General features: G+C 33.9%; 14 protein-coding genes. 10 read left to right on the top strand and 4 right to left on the bottom strand.

All coding sequences use genetic code 11. From position 1 onward, the window contains the following. Positions 1 to 38 precede the first annotated feature (38 nt). Complete coding sequence (locus ROY99_02440) at positions 39 to 2459, bottom strand: DUF5686 family protein (protein ID MDT3695220.1); 2421 nt, start codon at positions 2457 to 2459, stop codon at positions 39 to 41. A 171-nt stretch (positions 2460 to 2630) separates the two neighbouring features. Between ROY99_02440 and ROY99_02435 the strand changes: the two genes are divergently transcribed. The 7 genes from ROY99_02435 to ROY99_02405 all read left to right on the top strand — a co-directional run bounded on the left by ROY99_02435 (position 2631) and on the right by ROY99_02405 (position 11475). Then, entirely contained in the window at positions 2631 to 3365 is a 735-nt protein-coding gene (locus ROY99_02435) for a hypothetical protein (protein MDT3695219.1), read from the top strand. Further along, a complete protein-coding gene (locus ROY99_02430; protein MDT3695218.1) occupies positions 3362 to 3976 on the top strand; it encodes an HAD family phosphatase in 615 nt (204 codons plus the stop codon). The genes ROY99_02435 and ROY99_02430 overlap by 4 nt, the downstream gene beginning before the upstream one ends. After that, on the top strand, positions 3973 to 4254 hold the full coding sequence (locus tag ROY99_02425) for a GNAT family N-acetyltransferase (protein ID MDT3695217.1): 282 nt from the start codon (positions 3973 to 3975) through the stop codon (positions 4252 to 4254). Before ROY99_02430 ends, ROY99_02425 begins: the two co-directional genes overlap by 4 nt. A 15-nt stretch (positions 4255 to 4269) precedes the next feature. Then, entirely contained in the window at positions 4270 to 6369 is a 2100-nt protein-coding gene (locus ROY99_02420) for a prolyl oligopeptidase family serine peptidase (GenBank protein MDT3695216.1), read from the top strand. Positions 6370 to 6464: 95 nt separating this feature from the next. Continuing rightward, the gene (locus ROY99_02415; protein MDT3695215.1) at positions 6465 to 8171 is read left to right on the top strand and encodes a M14 family metallopeptidase; all 1707 of its coding nucleotides are present in this window, start codon (positions 6465 to 6467) and stop codon (positions 8169 to 8171) included. 220 nt (positions 8172 to 8391) lie between these two features. Beyond that, entirely contained in the window at positions 8392 to 10146 is a 1755-nt protein-coding gene (locus ROY99_02410; protein ID MDT3695214.1) for a T9SS type A sorting domain-containing protein, read from the top strand. A 117-nt stretch (positions 10147 to 10263) separates the two neighbouring features. After that, positions 10264 to 11475, top strand: a complete 1212-nt coding sequence (locus ROY99_02405) for an ATP-grasp domain-containing protein (protein ID MDT3695213.1) — start codon at positions 10264 to 10266, stop codon at positions 11473 to 11475. Between the two features lie 169 nt (positions 11476 to 11644). Here ROY99_02405 and ROY99_02400 read toward each other — a convergent pair whose 3' ends face one another. Continuing rightward, a complete protein-coding gene (locus ROY99_02400; GenBank protein MDT3695212.1) occupies positions 11645 to 13036 on the bottom strand; it encodes a tyrosine phenol-lyase in 1392 nt (463 codons plus the stop codon). A 165-nt stretch (positions 13037 to 13201) separates the two neighbouring features. Continuing rightward, positions 13202 to 14986: a thymidine phosphorylase gene (locus tag ROY99_02395; protein ID MDT3695211.1), complete on the bottom strand. Its 1785-nt coding sequence runs from the start codon at positions 14984 to 14986 to the stop codon at positions 13202 to 13204. A 754-nt stretch (positions 14987 to 15740) separates the two neighbouring features. Between ROY99_02395 and ROY99_02390 the strand changes: the two genes are divergently transcribed. Beyond that, on the top strand, positions 15741 to 16769 hold the full coding sequence (locus ROY99_02390) for a hypothetical protein (protein MDT3695210.1): 1029 nt from the start codon (positions 15741 to 15743) through the stop codon (positions 16767 to 16769). A gap of 228 nt (positions 16770 to 16997) precedes the next feature. Continuing rightward, the gene (locus ROY99_02385; protein MDT3695209.1) at positions 16998 to 20792 is read left to right on the top strand and encodes a T9SS type A sorting domain-containing protein; all 3795 of its coding nucleotides are present in this window, start codon (positions 16998 to 17000) and stop codon (positions 20790 to 20792) included. A gap of 278 nt (positions 20793 to 21070) precedes the next feature. Here the strand turns inward: ROY99_02385 and ROY99_02380 are convergent, their stop codons facing one another. Then, entirely contained in the window at positions 21071 to 22375 is a 1305-nt protein-coding gene (locus tag ROY99_02380; protein MDT3695208.1) for a thymidine phosphorylase, read from the bottom strand. A gap of 119 nt (positions 22376 to 22494) precedes the next feature. Between ROY99_02380 and aspS the strand changes: the two genes are divergently transcribed. Beyond that, a complete protein-coding gene (aspS, locus tag ROY99_02375; GenBank protein MDT3695207.1) occupies positions 22495 to 24261 on the top strand; it encodes an aspartate--tRNA ligase in 1767 nt (588 codons plus the stop codon). Positions 24262 to 24314: the final 53 nt, after the last annotated feature.

The following is a 24314-nucleotide window of genomic DNA, read 5'->3' as shown; positions in this document are numbered from 1 at the left end:
AACAAGGGGATATTATAAGATCTCTCTTCATTTTATTGCTAAAGCATCGGCATGTTAAGCCCTACTCTGAAATTATTTCTGCCGAGATGATTTAACTTCCACATAAACTCAATTTTAAATGGAATTATACCCTGTCCGATTCCAAATCCTAATTCATAAAACGGATGTTCAAATGTTTTAATAGGATGCGGTGAAATTTGTTTTGTGCTTTCGTTTAATTCAGATACAGCCATATTAAAAATTAAAGACAACATAATTTCCCAGTTTTTAATCACAGGAAAATTTAACATCCTGAAAAGCTCATCTCTGAAATTATGAGTCAGGTTTAATGTAAAGATTTTATCACCGGCAATTTCATTAAGGTTCAGCGTTCTGAAAGTTTCTGAGTTAAAGACTGCATCAATATTTCCAGGCAGCGAATAAAGGTCCTGATATGCAGTTGTTCCATCAGTATATCTTGTGTAAATGTTCAGATTTAATGAGGCAGATTTAAGTGTTCTGATAAACGCTTGGACTTTGAACTCATACATTTTAAAATTCAGATCACTGCCAAATTTATTTTTATCAGAATAATGGATATCTCCGGAAAGCAAAACAAAAGATCTGCCTAAAGATGTTCTGCGTCTAAAGTATCCGTCTTCAATATAATCCCTGAAATCAATATCAAAACCAAAGTTTATAGTATTTATTGTAGAAACAAAAATTAAAGGATTATTTCTAAAATCTTTATTTCTGTTGAAGAATGAGAAATTTGTATTTACTAAGGCTGAGTTATTGGTTTTATTACTGAATCCTGTTCTGACTTTTAATACCGGAAACAATTCTCCCTCGACTTCAAATGCAAAGCCCTTGGAATAATAATAATCTCTGAACTCATCTTTGGAAATTAATGTAACAAGAGTTGAAAATAGCTCCCCGTAATTATCTGAATCTTCAAACAGAACCTTTAACTTATTGAATATATTTAGTTTTATTTCCCATGTGCGATAATCACCTAATAAATAACCAGCAGTAAAATCTTGTTTAAACTTTTTATCTGAAAAACCATAAGAGAATTTCAAAAGAGAGTTAAGTCTTTTATTGAGAAGATCGTTTGCAAAGATTCCGAAATCAAGTGCATGTCCTTCAACTCTTGAAAAATGATAAAGTGAAAGCGGTGCACTAACTGAGATATTTTTATTTAAACTTATTTGTGTGCTTAAAGGCGAAAAATTTTCCCAAAAACTCCAGGGAACTTTTTCGAGGCTATCAATGCGAGCGTAAGCAGTCTGTTCTTCAGGCGTGTTTGGTATTGTAGGTGTTGAAATCCAATAAGATGAATCTTTATCATCCGCATCAGGAAGAACAGTTAAAATTGCCTTGTTAAAAATATCATCGGGCAGTTGTTGATTAATTTTATAATTAAACAGAATCGTGTTTAACTCGAAACCAATCCTGACAAGTCCAAGCAGATTAGCTTTAACAAATAACCGATAATCAATGGGCAGTTGAATTCCAGAAAACTCATCAAACTGCTGAAAGATATTAACGGTATCAAATACACCACCGGTGTTTGCAGCACGATTTAAGAACAGATCAACTTTTAAAAGATCATAAGTACTGTCTGAAATAAAAATATTACCTGTAAAACCCGGATCGGAGGGGAGATTGGGTTCTATAAAAATATTGTAAATCTTAAGTGCGTTTTTATATGAAGTTGATTCTATACGATAATAATAATACTCTAACGCATCATCTGAAATCGGACTTGGTAAATCCTTACCTAAAAAATTCAGTTCGTTTTCATAAAAATTCTGTAACAATCTACCGCCCGTTAAAATGTTTATAGAAGGCGGAATGTTTGCACTTTGCATTCTGGCTAATACAATCGATTTATATTTGTCAGGCTGTTCAAAATAATTTACGCTGTGGTTTTCCAATATTCCTGATATTATCAAATCAGTTGTATCACTCCCCCCGATTCCAACGCCGATACTGTTATTGCCCGAAGTAATATTCTCAGTAGTTCTGATAATACCCTTAGTATAAGCCTCAACCTCAGAGTTTTTTAGTAATGATTTTATAATATTTTTTTTCTCAATTGCCTTGCGGATAATTTCCAATGCGGGATTAACACCCGGGCTTACGACTATTTCGGGCAGAATAACCTCTGTCTGCCTTAATTTGAAATCCAGTTTATTTATTTGTGAATCAGTATTGATTGTCAGAGTATCGGAATAATAGCCAATATGTGAAGCAATGATTTTGTAAGATACTTTTTTCAATAATTTTAATTCAAACTCTCCATCAACATTTGCAGCTGTTCCTGTGAATGTTTCACTTATTCTGATATTGGCAAAGCTGAGTGGCTGGGCAGTTGTCTTATCTGTTACTTTTCCACTGACTATAATTTGTTGTGGGAAAACCAGAATTGAAAATATGATTGAGATTATTTGAGCTATAAAAACAGATTTAATCATAAGGAATAATAAAATTAAAGAACGAAAAATATTTTAATAGATTATAATATATCTGTGTATTAAATATATGGTTTTAACCGGTGATTAACGGTGATATTTTCGGTTACAAATTAATATCTTATTATTATTTTTAATTGTTAAATTTCATAAGAATCTTTCAAAGGTAACACAATGAATAAAATAAAATTATCACTAATCATTATACTTGGTTTAATTACTCTTAGCCAAACATCTAACTATGCCCAGGATTCTCTGGAGGTATCAAAACAAAAAGCAAAAGATGTGATTGAGAAATATCTGACTGCTATTGGCGGGAGAGAAGCATTATCTAAGGTTGATGACAGAACCACTATTATGCGCGGTTCTGTAATGAGTCAGTCAATAACAATGATAGTAAAACAAAAAGCCCCAAATAAAATGAGACAGGAAGTTAAAGCCGGAGGAATGGATCAGCTGATTGTCTTTGACGGTGAAAAAGGTGTTATGAAAGTTGCAGATCAAAAGAGTGATATAACAGGAAAAGAATTAGAGCAGCTAAAAATTGAAGCAACTTTGAATATATTGCTTGATCCTGAAAGTTTTGGGATAAAAATATCTTACGAAGGTGAAGAAAAAATTAGCGATGTAAGCTTGAACAAAATAAAATTCATACTTCCTTCAGGTATCAGATGGTTTGAATATTATGATATCGAAACAGGGCTGAAAGCTAAGGAAGAAAAAGAGATGCAAACCAGGATGGGCTTGATTCAGCAGACGGTTAATTATGATAACTATACTGAAGTTGATGGAATAAAATATCCTTTTAAAATTACACAATCAGTTGCCGGACAAACAATTGATGTAACTGTTAGCAGTGTAAAAATAAATAAAGGTTTAAGCGACGATCTTTTTGTAATAACTGAATGACAAACCAAAAGTATTCTGCCGTTGTTTTTGATCTGGGACAGGTGATTTTATCATTTGACTACAAACTTTTTGTTAAGAAAGTTAATAATCACAAGGATGGAATTGGAGAAAGGTTTTTAGAGCTTTATAAAAGCAATTATCATATTCACAGAGATTTTGAAAGAGGAAAAATTCCTGAAGAAGTATTTATTCATCAAATGCTTAAATACCTTGATAATGTAATTGATGGTGAAACTTTTTGCCAGTACTGGTCTGATATATTTACTTTAAATGAAGATGTTGCTGCATTGCTGTCAGTGCTTAAACAGAAGTATAAATTATATCTTGTTTCAAATACCAACTCAATTCATAAGAGATACGGTTTTCAGCACTATGAGTTTTTAAAACTATTTGATAAGCTTTTTCTTTCTCACGAAGTTGGATATGTAAAACCCGAAAAAGAAATTTATCAGGCTGTTGAAAAAGAATCCGGTTTTCTACCCGAAGAGCATATTTTTATTGATGACATTTGGGAGTATGTTGAAGCAGCAAAACAATTGGGCTGGGATGGAATACAGTTTAATGGTTATAATGATTTAGTAATGAATCTAAAAGAAAGAAATATTCTATGAACAAAATAATTAATGATAAAAAAGGAAGCCGCTTTGTGATTAATATTGATGGGTTTGAAGTTTATGAGCTTTACGCAGAAGACAAGGGGACGATTGATCTATACTCGACATATACTCCACCACAGTTACGCGGAAAAGGTTTAGCCGCCGATGTTGTTAAAGCTGCTCTTGAATATGCAAAAGAAAAAAACCTGAAAGTTATTCCAACCTGCTGGTATGTGAGAAAATATGTGGATGAGCATCCCGAATACAAGAAACTAATCTTAGATAAATTTTAATTACAAGGATTTTAAATGAAAAATTTTATCGGAGTTATGTTGATTTTAACTGCATTTATTGGCTGTTCGCAGAAGCTTAAATATCCAGAGACAAAAAAAGTTGAAGTAACTGACGATTACTTTGGAACCAAAGTGGATGATCCATACCGCTGGTTAGAAGATGATAATTCGCCTGAAACAGCTGAATGGGTAAAAGAAGAAAATAAAGTTACAGATGAGTACTTATCCAGGATTCCTTTTCGTAATAAATTAAAACAGCGATTTGAGAAACTGTATAATTATCCAAAGTATGGAATTCCTTTTCGTGCAGGAAGTAAATATTATTTTTTCAAAAATGATGGATTGCAAAATCAAAGTGTAATGTATGTTAAGGAAAATCTGAATAGTGAAGCACAGTTGTTTTTTGATCCCAACAAACTTTCCGATGAAGGAACAATATCTTTAGCCGCTCTTTCATTTTCAAAAGATGGAAAAACATTTGCTTATGGAACTGCCTCCGCAGGAAGTGACTGGAACGAATATTTTGTTATTGATGTTGAAACCGGTAATAAACTTGACGATCATCTAAAATGGATTAAGTTCTCCGGTATGGCTTGGAAAGATGACGGATTTTTTTACAGCAGATATCCGGAACCAAGCGGCTCAGAGCTTTCGACAAAGAATCAGTATTCAAAAGTCTATTTTCATAAAATTGGTGATAAGCAATCAGAGGATGTTGTAATATATGAAGATGCTGCAAAACCGGATCGCGGTTTTTCAGCAAGCACTACTGATGATGAAAGATTTTTAATTATATCTTTTTCGGAAGGAACCAGCAACAATGGTTTTCTTGTAAAAGATCTGTCAGTCCCTGCTTCAAAGTTTATCAGCATAGTTGATGATTTAAATAATAATTATAATGTGGTTGATAACCTTGGTGACAAACTTTTAGTTCTAACCGATTATAATGCCCCAAACTACAGATTGGTTTTGATTGACCCCAAGAGTCCTGCCAGAGAAAACTGGAAAGATGTAATCCCTGAATCAAAAAATGTTTTACAGAGAGTTCAGATTATTGGCGGAAAACTTTTTACAACTTATATGCAGGATGCGTCACATCATATTTATGTTTATGATCTTAATGGAAAAATTGAATCAGAAATAAAACTGCCAGCATTAGGCTCAGTTGGGCTTAGCGGTAAAAGAGATGACAATACTGCGTTTTATTCATTTACTTCTTTTACATATCCGGGTGCAATTTATAAGTTGGATGTAAACAGCGGCAGCTCTGAACTTTATTTAAAAATAGATATGGATTTTGATTTTGATAATTATGTAACAAAGCAAGTTTTTTATGAAAGTAAAGACGGCACAAAAATTCCGATGTTCATCGTTTACAAAAAAGGATTGAAGCTTGATGGAAATAATCCGGCTTTTCTTTACAGTTACGGCGGATTCAATATTTCGTTAAATCCTTCATTCAGTGCGGCAAGACTAATGTTTTTGGAAAATGGAGGAGTGTATGCGATGCCTAATATCAGAGGCGGCGGTGAGTATGGCGAACAATGGCATAAAGCCGGAATGCTTGATAAAAAACAAAATGTTTTCGATGATTTTATTTCTGCTGCAGAATATCTTATAAAAGAAGGATATACTAAACCATCAAAGCTTGCTTGTGCGGGCGGTTCAAACGGCGGTTTATTGATTGGTGCAGTTATAAATCAAAGACCCGATCTCTTTAAAGTTGCTATCCCGCAAGTAGGAGTAATGGATATGCTTCGCTTTCATAAATTTACAATAGGTTATTATTGGGCAGTTGAGTACGGCTCAAGCGATGATGCTGAACAGTTTAAATATTTGTATAAATATTCTCCGCTGCACAATATTAATGGCGAATTGAATTATCCGGCAACCCTTGTAACAACTGCTGATCACGATGACAGGGTGGTTCCTGCACATTCATTTAAATACATTGCAACCTTGCAGGAAAAGTATAAAGGAGATAATCCTGTCCTTATTAGAATAGAAACCAAAGCCGGACATGGAGCCGGTAAACCAACTTCAAAAATTATTGAAGAAGCTGCTGATATGTGGAGTTTTGTTTTTTATAATCTGGGCATGTCCCCGGAATATTAAACTACTTTTTAATTACTTAAGAAAGCTTGTGAAAGCCGTCTTGTTACATACGGCATTTTATTTTTTAATTACTTTAGCTAATCAGAATTTATTATATGCAGAAAAATATTTCCAATTATTGGTTCACGCACTTTGAAAAATCTAATCAACTGGAATCTCCTGATTATGAAAATACATTGAGTTATTTCCAGAAATTTGCCGATAAAACCCAATACGTAAATATTGAAACAATCGGCAGAACACCACAAGGCAGAGAGTTAAAAGTTATTATTGTATCTAAAGATAAAGCATTTACTCCCGAGCTTGCAAAACAAACAGGCAAAGCAATTGTGCTTATTCAAAATGGAATCCATCCCGGAGAGATTGAGGGAAAAGATGCTTGCATGCTTTTGCTCAGGGAAATTCTTATCACAAAAGAAAAAGAACATTTACTTGATAACATAATTTTATTAATTATTCCTGTTTTAAATGTTGATGGACACGAAAGATTAAGTCCGTTTAACCGCCCAAATCAAAATGGACCCAAGAAAATGGGCTGGAGGACCAATGCGTTAAACCTGAATCTGAACCGTGATTATTTAAAGGCTGATACACCGGAAATTAGATCATTCTTAAAACTGTTTAACGAATGGCTTCCGGATTTTATGATTGATAATCACACAACAAACGGTGCTGACTATCAATATCATGTAACTTATGGAATTGAAACTCACCAGAATATTGATAAAGGACTGGTTCATTGGATTGAAAAAGATTATCTGCCGTATTTGACTGAAAAAGTTGAAGCAGACGGATTTATTGTCGGTCCTTATATGGAATTTAAAGCCGGCACAATTGAAAGCGGTATTTTGGATTTACCGGCACCTCCAAGATTATCTCATGGATATTGTGCAAGACAAAACAGAGTATGTTTACTTGTTGAAACTCATAGTCTGAAACCATTTGCAAACCGTGTTTACTCAACAAAATCAATGATGGAACACACTATCAGTTTTTTGAATGATCATTCCGAAAGAATAGTTTCATTGAATCATCATTCTGATAAATACACAACAAAATATTACCTGACTGATAAAAAGAAATTTCCGCTTGTTCTTACTGGAAATGGAAAGTTTGATAAATATTTATTTAAAGGATTTGAATGGTATGATGAACACAGCGGGATTTCAGGTTATACGATTCGTAAATACACAAACAAACCAATCGAAATTGAAATACCAATTTTTAATAAAGCAAATTCATTGAAAAAAATTTATGTTCCACCGGCGTACATTATTCCTGAACAGTTTACCAATGTAATTGAAGTGATTAAAGCTCATCAGATAAAATTTAATGTTTTATCCTCATCAAAAAGATTAAAAGTTGAAAAGTACAGATTTACAAACATTCAATTTTCATCCTATCCTTATGAAGGAAGACAACTGCCGTCATTTAGTGTTGAATCATTTACCGAAAAATGTGATGTACCTGCCGGCTCATTGGTTGTTTACACAAATCAAAGGCAGTTAAGAATTATTGTAAACTTGCTGGAACCCGAAGCGCCAGATTCATTTGTCAATTGGGGATTCTTCAACGCATTCTTCGAAAGAAAAGAATATGCTGAAGCGTATGTAATGGAGCCTTATGCAAAGAGAATGATGAAAGAAGATCAGCAGCTAAAATCCGAATTTTATAAAAAGCTTAATGATGATGAAAGTTTTAGAAATAATGCAGGCGAAAGATTGGATTTCTTTTATAAGCGCTCACCTTTTTATGACAAAGGAGAAAATGTTTATCCGATTCTCAGAACACATTCTGCTTAACTATAATTTTTAGCAGAAACTGCTAAAAGCAAGTTTATAAAAGATATTTGAAGTTATTTTTATCTTTTCAAAATCTAATTTAAAATCTTACACTTCAAAATATTTTATCCACAACTGAGATTATTAAGAAATATTATTGACCTTTAAGGTTTTATTCATTAGGTTTAGAACAGCGTAACCAACAAAACAATAATTATATTTCATTATTTAGGAGGCTGGAATGAAATCAATAATTAAACAATTGATTTTTGTTGTACTGATAACTTCTGTCTTGCCGATTTACTCTCAGGAATATTCTTTTGAGGGATTAATCATTCAGAAAGAATTAAACCCTTCTTCTTACATAGAAGCAAAAAGAGAAGCGATAAAACAAGCATTACCAATCAGCATAAAACTTCAGGAAGGAGTATTGATTGATGTGCTTAGAGTAGAGAATGGTAAATTGCTCTACAGTGTAATAAAAAACCTTTTACATCCATCTGTAGATGGTGAAGTTTTAACTTACGATCAGATATTAAATAAGTATAGTTTATCTGATGCACAAATTAATTGGGGTAACGCCAAATCAGAAAATCAACAGACTGATGCTTCTGATACCAAGCTGTTATTGATACCCGATTGGACAAACGATAATGTTTTATCTTTTGATCCTGTTACAGGCAATCTGGTTAATGCAAACTTTATTCCGCCAAACCCTGGAAATCTTGCTTCACCGAAACATGCACTTTTAAATCCTGCGGGATTTATCAGCGTGTCTGACCAAATTACAGACCTTGTTCAGAAGTTTGATACTGCCGGTTCATATCTTGGAATTTATGCCCCTGCCGGTGGGGTAAACAATGCTATACTTGATAATATCCGCGGACATGGATATAGACCAAACGGAAACCTTGTTGTTACGGTTGGAAGTGGTGCTAATTCAAATGGTATTCCGGAATTTGATAATGCTGGTAATTATCTGGGTAATTTTATTGCAATTGGTTCTGGTGGATTAAATAGTCCTTTTGATATTTTGTTCAGAACCAATGATGTGTTGGTTACTGCTTCTACCAGCGATGCTGCACACAGATATGATCTTAATGGTAATTATTTGGACAACCTGATTTCGGGTGTAAACTTTCCGCAGGATATTTATGAATTACCTAACGGTAATCTGGCTGTTGCTGTTTTCTCCTCACCCTCTGGGTTAGGAATTTACACTCCAAGCGGCAATCAGCTGCATTTCTTTACATCTGTAACCGGTTTAAGAAGTGTTTATTTATTACCAGGCGGCACCTACCTTGTAACTAATGGTGCCGGGCTGCACGAAATTGACAGTACTAGTGGTGCCTTGATAAGAACAATATATACATCTACTAATCTCCAATATATTTCTTATGTGGATTATTCAATTATTCCGGTGGAACTTACATCATTTACTGCAAGAGTCAGTGAGAGAAGTGTTGTGCTTAACTGGACAACTGCAACTGAGCTTAATAACTCTGGATTTGAAATTGAAAGAAGGGAATCGGATGATATAAATCAAAGCTCAGAATGGGTTAATATTGGATTTGTAAATGGTAACGGCACTTCATCAGAATCACATTCATATACATTTATTGATGATCTAACGATCACTCATAATCAAACTCTTTCCTATAGATTAAAGCAAATTGATTTTGATGGCAGTTTTCAATACTCGCAGGTAGTTGATGTTAATGTTTTAAATCCTATGGAATTCAGACTGGAACAGAACTATCCAAATCCGTTTAATCCATCCACTACTATCAGCTTTAATATTCCAACGGATGGTTTTGTGAATTTAAAAGTGTTCGATATAATGGGAAATCAGGTTGCAGAACTTCTGAATAAAGAAACAAAAGCCGGATTGCATTCAGTTGAATTTGATGCTTCTGGGCTTGCCAGCGGAACATACTTCTGCAAACTACAAGCGGGCAGTAATATTAAAGTGCAGAAAATGTTGTTATTAAAATAATTATTCGTAAAGGCTCCAAAAGCGGAGCCTTTTTTGTTTTTCTTCAGTTGCATCTTTGGTTCATAAAATTTAAACTTAACTCAAATAATTAAACTAAATAATAAAAAGTCAAAACTTATGAGCATCAACAATCAAATAACTGTTTTAGCTGTTTCGTCTTATGAAAAAGGACATGACTTTATGCGCGAAGCAAAAGCACAAGGCTGCCGCGTAATTCTGCTTACTTCAAAAAGTCTTGAAGATGCCAATTGGCCTCGGGAAAGCATTGATGAGATATTTTATATAGTTGATAAAAATAAAGAATGGAATATGCAGGATGTAATATATGGAGTCAGTTATCTTGCACGAACAGAAAATATAGATAGAATAGTTGCACTGGATGATTTTGATGTTGAACGCGCGGCTTCCTTAAGAGAGCATTTAAGAGTCGGTGGAATGGGTGATACTACAGCCCGGTATTTTCGTGATAAACTTGCAATGAGACTGCGCGCCCAGGAATCGGGCATACCTGTACCAGAATTTTTACATGTTCTGAATCATAAAAAAATAAATGAGTTTGCTGATAAAGTTCCTTTTCCATATATGATTAAACCTCGATTGCTTGCAGGTTCTTATGGATTACAAAAAGTAAATAATAAACGAGAGATGTGGGATAGGATTAATTATCTGGCAGACGAACAATCGTTCTTTTTGATGGAAAGATTTATTCCCGGCAGCATTTACCATGTTGATACAATTATTTCTGAACGAGAGGTTGTTTTTGGTTTAGCAAGTAAATACGGAACTCCTCCTTTTGAAGTTGCACATCAAGGTAGAGTTTTTACAAGTCAGACACTTGACAGCAATTCTGACGAAGCAAAAGAAGTTTTAGAATTAAATATTAAAGTAATTAAAGCATTAGGTCTGCTGCGTGGTGTGTCACATTCTGAATTTATTCGTGCCGAAGACGGAAAACTATACTTTCTTGAAACATCCGCCAGAGTTGGGGGAGCGAATCTTTCGACTCTGGTTGAAGCAGCAACTGGTGTAAATCTTTGGAGAGAATGGGCTAAGATTGAAATTTTAAAAGGAGAAAAACCTTATAAGCTTCCGAAAGTAAATAATGATTTTGCAGCAATTGTTACATCTCTTTCAAAACAAGAGTGGCCTGACTTAAATACTTACAATGATCCTGAAGTTGTATGGAGATTAAAAAAAGAATATCACGCAGGACTTATTATCAAGTCATCAAGTAAAGAAAGAATAAATCAACTAGTTGGTGAATACACAAAAAGATTTTACGATGATTTCTTTACAACTGCAAAAATGGGTGAAAGACCGAGCAATTAGAAGGGTTAAAAATAGTTTTAAAATAGAATAGATTTATAAATTTATTCTTTGAATTATAATAATCCGTTTTTATCTGATAACTCCGTTTTATCATCGTTACAATTTGTTTCTTTATGTGAGGCGGGAATTTTAATAGAACATTCTTCCCGCCTCTTAATAAAAAATAATGTTAAGAAATTTTCTTAAATCTTGCCTGGAAAAATCTAAGATGTTTAGGCTCATAAACTATCTTTAATCCTTTTATCTTCTTTCTCTCTTCATAAACTTGTGCGATTGATTCAACAGCAACATCAATATGAGCCTGAGTATAAACTCTTCTTGGAAAAGTTAAACGCACCAACTCTAGTTTTGGATAGCGGTGTTTGCCTGTGTTCGGATCCCTTCCGGCAGAAACAACGCCTCTTTCCATTCCGCGAACGCCGCTATCTATAAATATTTCTGCAGCCAGTGTTTGAGCGGGAAAAACATCTTGTTTTAAATGAGGCAAGAATTTTTTTGCATCAAGAAAGATTGCGTGTCCGCCAAACGGATAAACGAGAGGAATATTATATTTCTCAAGCTGCTTCCCGCAATATTCAACCTGTCCGATGCGGGCTTTAATATTATCAAACTGTACCATCTCTTCCATTCCCCTTGCCATAGCTTCCATATCTCGTCCTGCTAATCCTCCGTAAGTATGCAGTCCTTCATATACTACCACCATATTTCTTGCTTCTTCATAAACACGTTTATCTCGAGTTGCAAAAATTCCGCCTATATTCACCATCAGATCTTTTTTAGCGCTAACCCAAAGTCCATCAAAATGCGAGCAGATTTCTTTCAGGATTTGCTCTATTGATTTATTCTCATAACCTTTTTCGCGGAGTTTAATGTAATAAGCATTTTCAACTGCACGTGTTGCATCAAACCAGAGTTTTATTCCATGTTTTTTAAGTAATGAAGAGACTTCTTTTAAGTTCTTCATTGAAAATGGCTGACCGCCTGCCATGTTTACAGGGCCTGCCATAAAAACATAAGGAATATTTTTAGCACCGACTTTTTTAATCAGGCTTTCAAGTTTGTTTATATTAATATTGCCTTTAAAAGGATGAGTATTTTGAGGATTGTGTGCTTCATCAATAATTACATCAACAAATTTTCCGCCAACTAGTTCAATGTGTTCCCTTGTTGTTGTAAAATACATGTTACCGGGAATAACGTTATCAGGTTTGATCAGAATTTTAGAAACCATGTGTTCTGCAGCCCGGCCCTGATGAGTTGGGACAAAGTATGGCATTCCATAATATTTTTTTATGTTATCCCACAGGTAATAAAAATTTTTGCTTCCCGCATAAGCTTCATCACCGAGCATCATTCCTGCCCATTGATAATCACTCATTGCATTTGTTCCGCTGTCGGTAAGCAAATCAATATAAACATCTTCACTTTTTAATAAGAAAGTATTATAGCCGGCTTCTTTAGCAGCTTTTTCACGATATGATTTTGTAGTCATTTTGATCGGCTCAACCATTTTAATCTTAAATGGTTCTGCCCAGCTTCTCTTAATAATTTTTTTTGCCATTGCTTTCCCTTTTTATTTAATAATTGATGAGTTTTTTCAAAAAATAAAATTGTTGTTAAGGCAAATTAAGAAAAACAATTTTAGGAATTAAGTTTTTCACAACAAATAAAATCTAAATAGCAGATAATGATTATTAAAATGCTCTTTGGTCTTTGTGTGAAATTTTTATCCATTAATTACTTTTTTAATCAGCCTAAATTTTTTCGATTTGGATTTGGAAATCTTAATCGCGCCTTCAATCCTTTTTTTAGCAGACTCAATTCCTGCTTTTGAATCAGAAAATATCTCAGCCAGAACAACATTCTTATTAATAGTATCACCAATTTTGTAATTAAAAATAATTCCAGCTTTTGGATCTATTATACCATCTTTAGTTTTTCTTCCCGCACCAAGATCGATTGCTGCCATTCCAAGCTCATAAGTATTAACTTCGGATAAATATCCGGCTGAGTTAGATTTTATTGCTTCATTAAATTTCGGTTTTGGATATTTTTCAGGATGAATAACAAAATCTGCTTTACCGTTCTGTGCTTTTACAATTTCTACAAATTTATCAAATGCTTTTCCTGATTTTAATATTTTGATCGCTGCTTCAATCCCCTCATCTAATGATGCTGCTTTCTTTCCAAGAAAAATCATTGCACCGGCAAGTATTAATGACAATTCAGTCAAATCATTTTTCTTCCCATCTCTTAAAACCTGAATTGATTCGTACACTTCCAGCCAGTTGCCAATGTAATTACCCAGCGGTTGATTCATATCGGTAACAAAGCCAATAACTTTTTTATTAAAAGCTTTTGCTGTTTCTATAAGTGAATTTGCAAGCGCAACAGCATCTTTTTCCCTCTGCATAAAAGCGCCATTGCCGGTTTTTACATCAAGTACAAGTCCATCAATTCCTTCAGCAAGTTTTTTACTCATTATACTTCCGGTAATCAGCGGAATTGATTCAACCGTTGCAGTAACATCCCGCAAAGCATAAATAAGTTTATCTGCAGGAGCAATTTCTTTTGTCTGTCCGATTAAAACAGCACCAACTTTTTGTAAAACTTTTTTGTATTGCGATAAAGTTAAATCAGTTTTAAAACCAGGAATTGCTTCAAGCTTATCAAGCGTTCCACCCGAATGCCCGAGTCCGCGTCCAGAAATCATTGGAACTTTTACACCGGCAGCAGCAGCTATTGGAGCTAATATTAAAGAAGTTTTATCTCCAACTCCGCCGGTTGAGTGCTTATCAATTTTAATCCCTTTGATAGAAGAAAGATTTAACATCATTCCGCTGTAAAGCATTGCTTCTGTTAAAGCAGATGTTTCTGCCTTGTCCATTCCATTAAAATAAACTGACATAAGAAATGCAGAAAACTGATAATCGGGTATTTTATTATTTGTGAAATTATTAACTAAAAATAAAATCTCATCTTTTGTCAGATTTTCATTATTTCTCTTTTTGCGGATAAGTTCTGCGGTGTAAAGTGCCTTTGCTTCATATTTTGTTGTTACACCGCGTATTACAGATCTAAAATTTGGTATAACAAGTTTCTGAAGATATTCTTCATAGTTGCCAGCAGTTTTATAAATTTGATTTACCTTATCAGTCTTTAATTGAAAAATCATGCTTGTTTCAAGTTCAACACTCATTCCTTCTTTAGATGGAACGTTCATCACTTCTTTTATTTCCTGTTTACGCGTATCAAACTTTACAACATTTGCCATTGGGTTTACAAAGTTTATTCCCGGTCCAAGAGTTTTATCACTAACGGAACCAAAAAAATCTTTTACACCTGAATGTCCTGCAGGAATTACTGCAAACAATTGTGTAAAAGCAATTAGAATGGCAATCACTAAACCTATAAAAGAAAATGTTGCCTGTGCTTTTATTCCTTTTTTCTTTGAAGAATTATAAAGATAAAATGCAACAACGGCTCCGATTAATGCTAATACGAAAAGCATAATGATTCTCCTTAAAATGTATAAATAAAATTTACACTTACTGATTAAGATAAAAAGGATTATGAATTAAATATTAATTAGTATCAGTATAAATTTATCAATCTTTTAATTTCATTCTATCTTTCCACAATTCCATCACTCCATTTTAATATTCCTACTAAAAACAACAAATAACAATCAATGGCAACCAATAACGTTTGCACTTACCCTTTGATCTTTGTGTTATACTCTTCCATAAACTACCAAACATCCTCCATCATACATTTTTAATTTCACTACCAATTTTATCACCCAAAAATTTTACAACAAGGTAAGCATTAGCCATTCAGTTTTACTTCTTACAAAAAAAATATTATTTTACAATACTTCTTAAAAGGAATAATTCTTGTAAAGAAAAAAAACCAAGAAAATATTTTTTTGTTGTGTTGATATAAATAATCTCTTTAGTTAAATCTAACTTAACTATCTGTTTTAAAAAATATATCGGGTCACTTTTGAAATTTTACATTCACAGTTTTGATTCATTTTATTTCTCTCTCAATCTCTACAACGTACTTGTAAAACATAGAGTTTTATTTTTTATCTATACTTACTCAAATAAGCAAGTATTTCTCTTTATCCCCAATTTTAATAAACTAAACTAAAGCTTAGCCGGGGTATTCCAATGAAAAAAAATATGTTTTGCTTTCCTAACTTAATCTTTAATTCACAATTATATTTTTTCACACATATGTTGTTAATCGTATTTTTATTTATGATTTCGGGTTGCAGTAATCCAACTGAACCACCACCGGATGATATAAAATCTAAATGGGAAGTAATCCCTGACTTAGCTGATGTTGACGTACGATATATATTAAAATACAACAATGCCATTTATTTGACGGGCTTAGTTACAGGAAAATCTTACAGAGGTGCAATTTGGAAAACTGTTGATGGTGATAATTGGATAATGATTAGAACATTTGAAAAGGCAGTTGGTCCATTAGCGGTGCATGGTGATAGTTTATTCTGTCTCGGAGATAGTCTATTTAAATATATTATACCTTCTGATACTTGGGAAAATATTTGTCAACCCTGGCCTTTAAATACAGATGTGCAAGCAACCTCTGAGATGTTTTTTTTAGATAATGAATTGTTTGCATTTCAAAATTTTTTTCAACCTGGAGGTACGTATAGAATTCATTTTGATGATACAATTGAAGATTTATCAAGTTACTTCGGTTATTTAGGTGGGGCGAAGATGATAAAAAAAAATGAAATTGATAACTGGGGTTATGTGAGGGGAATGTACCATAGTGGTGGTTTTTTTAGATTTAATAGAGATGGCTTTATTTATCTAATTGAAGGGCTTACTCAACAAGTAATTCTTAAGCCTGCATCAAATTCGATGGAAATACGGAATGACACTTTGTTTGCTGGGTTCCGTTATCCAGGTATAATAAAATATTTAGATGAATCTAATGTTTGGAGAGATTATACGGATTCAATACCTACCACACGTTTAGATGCTTCTTCACCCTATGTTGAACCAACTGAGATATCTTGTTTTGGTGATCGAATGTTTGTTTCTACCGATATATTTGGTGTATTGGAATGGAAAAAAGGAACTGGTTGGACCGATATAGCAGAAGGTTTAAGAACTTATGATTGGTCTGATGGAAAAGTTTTTTATCCAATAGTTTTCTTGGAGAATATTGGTAATAATCTTATAGCTGCCTCTGGTGCGCCAGGTTACGCTGCATGGGGTGGGTATGGTGTTTATAGATATAATGTAAAGTGATTTTTTATGGAGGTTTAGCCAAAATAAATAATTATCCATTCCGGCGTTTGCGGCACCGGAATGGTGAGTGTAAACAATGACAGTAACTCGACAGTCTGGCTAACTGAAGACTGATTTGCTTACACTGCAATTTAATAAACTAATCAATAAAATTCATTCTCTCGCTGCTTACTTTAAAAACTATTGTGTATGGGAATAGTTTTGGACTTATTCTTAAAGGAGTAATATATGTTACGTCTTTTCAAGTTATTATTACTGGTATTTTTTAGTATTTATACTAATGCTCAAACTGATCCAAATACAGATCCCAATTGGGACTGGATAAACGGGGATTATCCAAACGCACCATATCCTTCATCTCAATATAGAATGTTTATCGCTAATTATAATGGACAGATAGTCGAAGCGCCTATAACAGCCCCTTGGGGACAAGGTAACGCGTGGATAGGATTGCAGGATATGAAAAGAGAAGATGGTTGGAAATTAGTTTCAAGAGATTTTGGAACTCCTAGTCGTTATGTTTGGGCCCCATATCAAGAAGGTGCCCCCTATTTCATATTGTACAATAGGTATAAAGGTATATTACGATTTTTTATAATGGTCAAATCTAATCAAGATTTAACATCTGGGGCTTTAGAACTTAAATTTCATGCAGATAATACTTTTAAAACGGCTACTTTAACTCATTTAAAACCTCGTGCTTATGCAACTGACAAACTAGCTAATGTTCAAAATAATGCAGGGTTAGCACTCTCGCAGGTGATGAATGATAATTGGGCTTGGGCTGATTATCCAATGGCTTTTGACCCAACTTTTGTTGCAACAGAAAATGGTGCCTGGCTTGATTTTCAGGTTGTTGGCACAATTGAAAGCGAAATTAAAATCTCAGGGACTGCAACAGGTATTAATGGAACACAAAAGGAAGTTAGAGACTTTATGACTGGTACCAATAATGGGGCTGTCACTCTAACTACTGATGCACCTGCAGTAAATTCTACAAAAAGTTTTAGCCAATTTACAACAAGTGTTTTTGGAACTGCTTCAAGTTGGGACAAATGGAAACAGACAATTATAGACTTTGCGAAGAAGCAAAAACCAACTGACAATACTACTAAACTTGGTCAAGAAAATAATAAATTAAAAGGATTTATTGACAATTTGGAGAATAGTTGGTTGTTGAAAGGTTTACCCTATATTGGGGCTGCAGTTGGTCTAGTGGATTTTTTAACAGGTGGTGGTCAAAAAACTAAACAAACTGTTAAACCAACTTTTACGGGGTTAAACTTATCTTTGACTGGATCAATTACAACGACGCTCAAGTTACCAAATCCCAAGCGAATTCAAGTACCTTCGTCAAAATTAAATCCTAATCTAGCTGTATATGGGAGTACTACACCGATAGTTTATAATGAAAATTTTGGTGTACTAAACCTAACCAGTACACCGATTATAAAGTACAAAACGTACTTTCAGTCATATGGAAATGGTACGTCAAGACAATATATGGATTGTCAATTGCAAGACAATTTGCAATTTTCAGTTAATCCAGCAAGTGGATTAATATTAGATAGTATGATGGCTTATATTGTAATGGATCCAAGTCAGAACGTTATGCTTGAAAATCCTACAGCTGACCCAGATTTAAATCTACTTGCAACCTGGGCGTCAGTAAGTAATCCCAAAATTGCATTGGAAACCAGTTCAGATGGGAAATTTATTTTTAGATCAAGGGTAGTGCCGTACGATGCATTTAAATATCAAAGAGTCCAGGGCCCAATCGGTAATTATACACCTGATATCACTATTAAAATAAAGGCTGTTTTACATAGATCTGATGATCCTCTAGCACAGCCTGTATTAATGATTGTTACTTATGAGCCAGAACTAGTTGCTGATGGTACTGGTAATTATCCGGAACCTTTTTACGTGAGGGTCACACGAGATTTTGAATTTGATACTGACGAGGTTCAACAATCATTATTTGGTTTTGTGGCAAATCCAATCTCTGTTTCAACGCCTGCTACAATTGGAAGTTATATTTTTGCGGGTTGGAGTGATGGAGTGATGTCGACTTCCCGTCAATTTACAAGTAATACAGACATCAGAGCTCTATATAAGAAAATAAATAACTCAAATAATGCTAATACTTATAGTAATAATAACCAGCGAAAGATTGTGCGAACTCAAAATGGTGAATTACACAAGGTATACGAAAGTATGGATAGAGTTTGGTATGAACGAAGTGTTGATAATGGTGCATCTTGGAGTATTGTGATGGGAAAACCTTTGTCTACTTTAAAATCAATTAGTCCATCAATTGATTATTATCAAAACGATGTATTTATTGTATTTCAAGAGATTAACAACGATAAATTTAACATCAAAACATATACTTTCCAGAATGGTGATCCAATTGTCTCGTTAGGTGATGTCGCAAGTAACAGGCCTTATTCGAATGCTTTTGATGCAACACCAGTAGTTGCATTTACAAATAGTAAGTTATTGGTTGTGTGGAAAGATGATTTCCACGGCACAATGAGGTTAGTCCACAGATTAGGTACTGGATACGGATCGTTTTATTCCTCATTTTGTCAATTTATTGATACTGATATAAATTCTACAAATCCCTGTATTGTTGGCAAAAAAAGTACAGGAAATATTATTTTTCATATGGCTTTTCAGCAGGGTGAAAATAAAATCTACTATAAGAAATTATCAGTAACTAACAATGAAATTTCATCTGATAATATTGTTGACATATCCACTCAAAGTCCTTATTCTAAAAACTACAAACCATCTCTCATTGTGTTGCTGATTAATGGTGTTGAAAGTGTCCGATTTTCCTGGATTGGAGAAAAGATACCAAATAAGGATGGATGTAATGTTGTCTTTCGTGCTTTAAGTGGAACTTCTTTATCTGCCTATTGGAATTTTGGTTCTTCAGTACTCTCAACAAATATCAATTCCACTGATGATATGAATTATATAGTTGGATGGAGTGATGGCTTTAGAAATGACAATTATTACGTAAGAAATACGACTTTATCGGCTGTGAAAACGTTCAAAAAAAATAATACAAATTTGAGAGGGCGTTCATTACAGGTAGTGAATGGGTCAAATTTTTCAAATCAATTCGGTTGTATTTTTGCCAATATTACTTCTCCTTACCAATTCACTGTATCGGATCCAATAAGTTCATTAGGTAAAGAAAATTTATTTAGTAGTATTTCTATTGGTAGAGAAGGAATAGTTACGAAGGATAGTGCAAATTACTTCTTTACTTTAGGTGATATTACTGTAGATGGAAATTGTTACGATTTTACACCTATTGACGAAACAACTATCATCACTAATTATGAAGAGTTGAATAGTTATTTGATAAGTGAACCTTTCCAGCTTAATGATGGATCATCATTTACTTATAGTGTTCAATATGGGGTGACTGATTCCGTAATCGCGAATCAAGTGCTAGGTGAGCAAGACTTCATATTATTCAAAGTCCAATTAATCGATAGTCAATCAGGTGAAGTATTAGGGACTTATGATCAAGTGCAATTTTCGAGTAACAATGTTATACAATATGAAAACATTGCATATGAAGTTGAAACAGAAGGAATTGGAAGTCGTATGGTGCAATTAAAGTTAATAATTTTAAACAATATTAATCCATATTATACTTTGGCATCAAAATATGCAACTGAGAACACTTTGATGAAAAAGAACTTCAAACAAATGTATTTTAATGGTAAAGAAATTATTAAGGAATTTGAGCTATCTCAGAATTTCCCAAATCCTTTCAATCCAAATACAACTATTCGTTATCAAATTCCCAAGAGTGGTAATGTAACTCTAAAGATTTATGATGTTCTAGGTGCAGAAGTAACAACTTTAGTCAATGAAGAAAAAGTGGCCGGGAAATATGAAGTAAGTTTTAATGCCTCCAAACTTGCTAGTGGTGTTTACATTTACAGAATACAAGCAGGAGATTTTATTAGCTCAAAGAAAATGATACTGCTCAAGTAATGTTCAATTAATAATTTTTCAATGCTCAATGTTATAATAATATTTTTTCATTGAGCATTGATCCACCTTGGTGGATTTTACTTTTAAGGCTTGCATAAATAAATGTTCTAAACAAGTTCATTTATAATTTAAAGGTGTAAAATTATGGGATCGATTTCAGAAACCAGTCATTTAAATAAACGTAGCAAATTCTGAAGACCTTATTTCGTTCTGAACAGCTTGTTTTACAAAGTACAACCCCTTCAAATCCAGCACCAACACTCTTAGCAATAATAAATTTAATCAATTACAGTTTTTATAAGTTCTAATTTCTTTGGTTTGGATTTAGAAATCTTAATCGCGCCCTCAATCCTTTTTTTAGCAGACTCAATTCCTGCTTTTGAATCAGAAAATATCTCAGCCAGAACAACATTCTTATTAATAGTATCACCAATTTTGTAATTAAAAATAATTCCAGCTTTTGGATCTATTATACCATCTTTAGTTTTTCTTCCCGCACCAAGATCGATTGCTGCCATTCCAAGCTCATAAGTATTAACTTCGGATAAATATCCGGCTGAGTTAGATTTTATTGCTTCATTAAATTTCGGTTTTGGATATTTTTCAGGATGAATAACAAAATCTGCTTTACCGTTCTGTGCTTTTACAATTTCTACAAATTTATCAAATGCTTTTCCTGATTTTAATATTTTGATCGCTGCTTCAATCCCCTCATCTAATGATGCTGCTTTCTTTCCAAGAAAAATCATTGCACCGGCAAGTATTAATGACAATTCAGTCAAATCATTTTTCTTCCCATCTCTTAAAACCTGAATTGATTCGTACACTTCCAGCCAGTTGCCAATGTAATTACCCAGCGGTTGATTCATATCGGTAACAAAGCCAATAACTTTTTTATTAAAAGCTTTTGCTGTTTCTATAAGTGAATTTGCAAGCGCAACAGCATCTTTTTCCCTCTGCATAAAAGCGCCATTGCCGGTTTTTACATCAAGTACAAGTCCATCAATTCCTTCAGCAAGTTTTTTACTCATTATACTTCCGGTAATCAGCGGAATTGATTCAACCGTTGCAGTAACATCCCGCAAAGCATAAATAAGTTTATCTGCAGGAGCAATTTCTTTTGTCTGTCCGATTAAAACAGCACCAACTTTTTGTAAAACTTTTTTGTATTGCGATAAAGTTAAATCAGTTTTAAAACCAGGAATTGCTTCAAGCTTATCAAGCGTTCCACCCGAATGCCCGAGTCCGCGTCCAGAAATCATTGGAACTTTTACACCGGCAGCAGCAGCTATTGGAGCTAATATTAAAGAAGTTTTATCTCCAACTCCGCCGGTTGAGTGCTTATCAATTTTAATCCCTTTGATAGAAGAAAGATTTAACATCATTCCGCTGTAAAGCATTGCTTCTGTTAAAGCAGATGTTTCTGCCTTGTCCATTCCATTAAAATAAACTGACATAAGAAATGCAGAAAACTGATAATCGGGTATTTTATTATTTGTGAAATTATTAACTAAAAATAAAATCTCATCTTTTGTCAGATTTTCATTATTTCTCTTTTTGCGGATAAGTTCTGCGGTATTCATATAAACAATAAAAAATTTATTAATGATATTATATAATATAAACTAATCAATATTTGATTGCCCTTCTTCATTTCTTTATTTTTAGCCCTCAAATTATATAAGGAGTTATTCAGATCATTATGCAATTTAAAACAAGAACACATAATTGTGGAGAGTTACGCGAAAAAAATATTAATGAAAATGTTGTGCTTAACGGCTGGGTTGATAGAAGAAGAGACCTGGGCGGTGTGATTTTTATTGAAGTAAGAGACAGATACGGTGTTACACAGATTGTGTTTGAACCAACTTTCAATCTGCAGGCACACACTGCCGCTAAAGATTTGCGGAGTGAATTTGTTATTTCTGTTGAAGGTGTTGTTAGAAAACGACCCGCAGATACTGATAATCCTGAACTGCCGACAGGACACATTGATGTTATGGTAAACAAGCTGATTATACTTAATGAAGCTGAAACACCCCCTTTCCAAATCAAAGATGATGTTGATGTTCATGAAGATTTAAGACTTAAGTACAGATACCTGGATTTAAGAAGATCACTGCTTCAAAAAAATCTTTTACTCCGGCATAAAATGTATCAGATTACCAGAAGATATTTTGATGAAAACGGATTTGCAGAGATTGAAACTCCCGTTCTGATGAAATCTACACCTGAAGGTGCAAGAGATTATCTTGTGCCAAGCCGGCTGCATAAAGGCAAGTTTTATGCTCTTCCACAATCACCACAGCAATATAAACAACTGCTGATGGTTGCAGGAATGGACCGGTATTTCCAGATAGTAAAGTGTTTCAGAGATGAGGATTTAAGAGCAGACCGCCAGCCTGAGTTTACACAGATTGATGTTGAGATGTCTTTTGTTGATCAGAATGATGTTTTTTCAATAGTTGAAGGATTGATGAAAAACTTGTTTAACGAAATCTGGAACAAAGAATTAAAAACTCCTTTGCTAAAACTTTCATTCGATGATGCAATGGAAAAGTATGGCAGTGATAAACCGGATCTGCGTTTTAATCTGGAGATGAAAACTCTTAATAATGTTTTTTCAGATACTGAGTTTAAAGTATTTAAAGATGCCATTGATTCAAAAGGTATTGTTACAGGGCTACTGGCTCCTGCTTGCGGGGATTATACTCGTAATCAATTAGATGTGCTTACAGATTTTGTAAAAGGACATGGTGCTAAAGGATTAATCTGGATCCGTGTTAAGGAGAATGAACTTGAATCTCCAACAATGAAATTTTTTACAGATGAAGAAAAGCTGAATCTTATAAATGCACTGAATGCAAAACCAGGCGATTTGATTTTTATACTTTCCGGTTCCCGATTAAAAACTCTTAATACAATGGGTGCATTAAGATTAGAGATGGCTAAAAGATTAAATCTTGTAAAAAAAGATTCCGAACCAAAATTACTTTGGGTAACAGATTTTCCATTGTTCGAGTGGGATGAAGAGACAAAAAGATTTTATGCAATGCATCACCCGTTTACCTCTCCAAGGGTGGAAGATATACCTCTAATGGAAACCGACCCCGGTAAAGTTAAAGCCCGTGCTTATGATCTGGTATTAAACGGAAATGAAATAGCCGGCGGAAGTATAAGAATTCATAACTCCGAATTACAGGCTAAAATGTTTAAGGCACTGGGAATTGCTGAAGAAGAAGCTCAGCAAAAATTTGGCTTTTTAATTAATGCATTCAAATACGGTGCACCGCCGCATGGAGGAATTGCGTTTGGCTTTGATAGAATGGCGATGATATTTGCAGGCGAGAGTTCTATCCGCGATGTAATTGCATTTCCCAAAACCGCAAGTGCTGTTTCACTTATGGATGATTCACCATCAATCGTAAGCGAAGAACAATTGAGGGAACTGCACATTAAGGTGAGATGATTGTAAATATAGTTTGCTTGTTTAATTTGATTGGCTGCCTATTAAATAATAAG

Source organism: Ignavibacterium sp. (genome assembly GCA_032027145.1).
Taxonomy (GTDB): Bacteria; Bacteroidota; Ignavibacteria; order Ignavibacteriales; family Ignavibacteriaceae; genus IGN3.
Note: the sequence above shows the minus strand (reverse complement) of the source record. Positions and strands in the feature narration are given on the sequence as shown.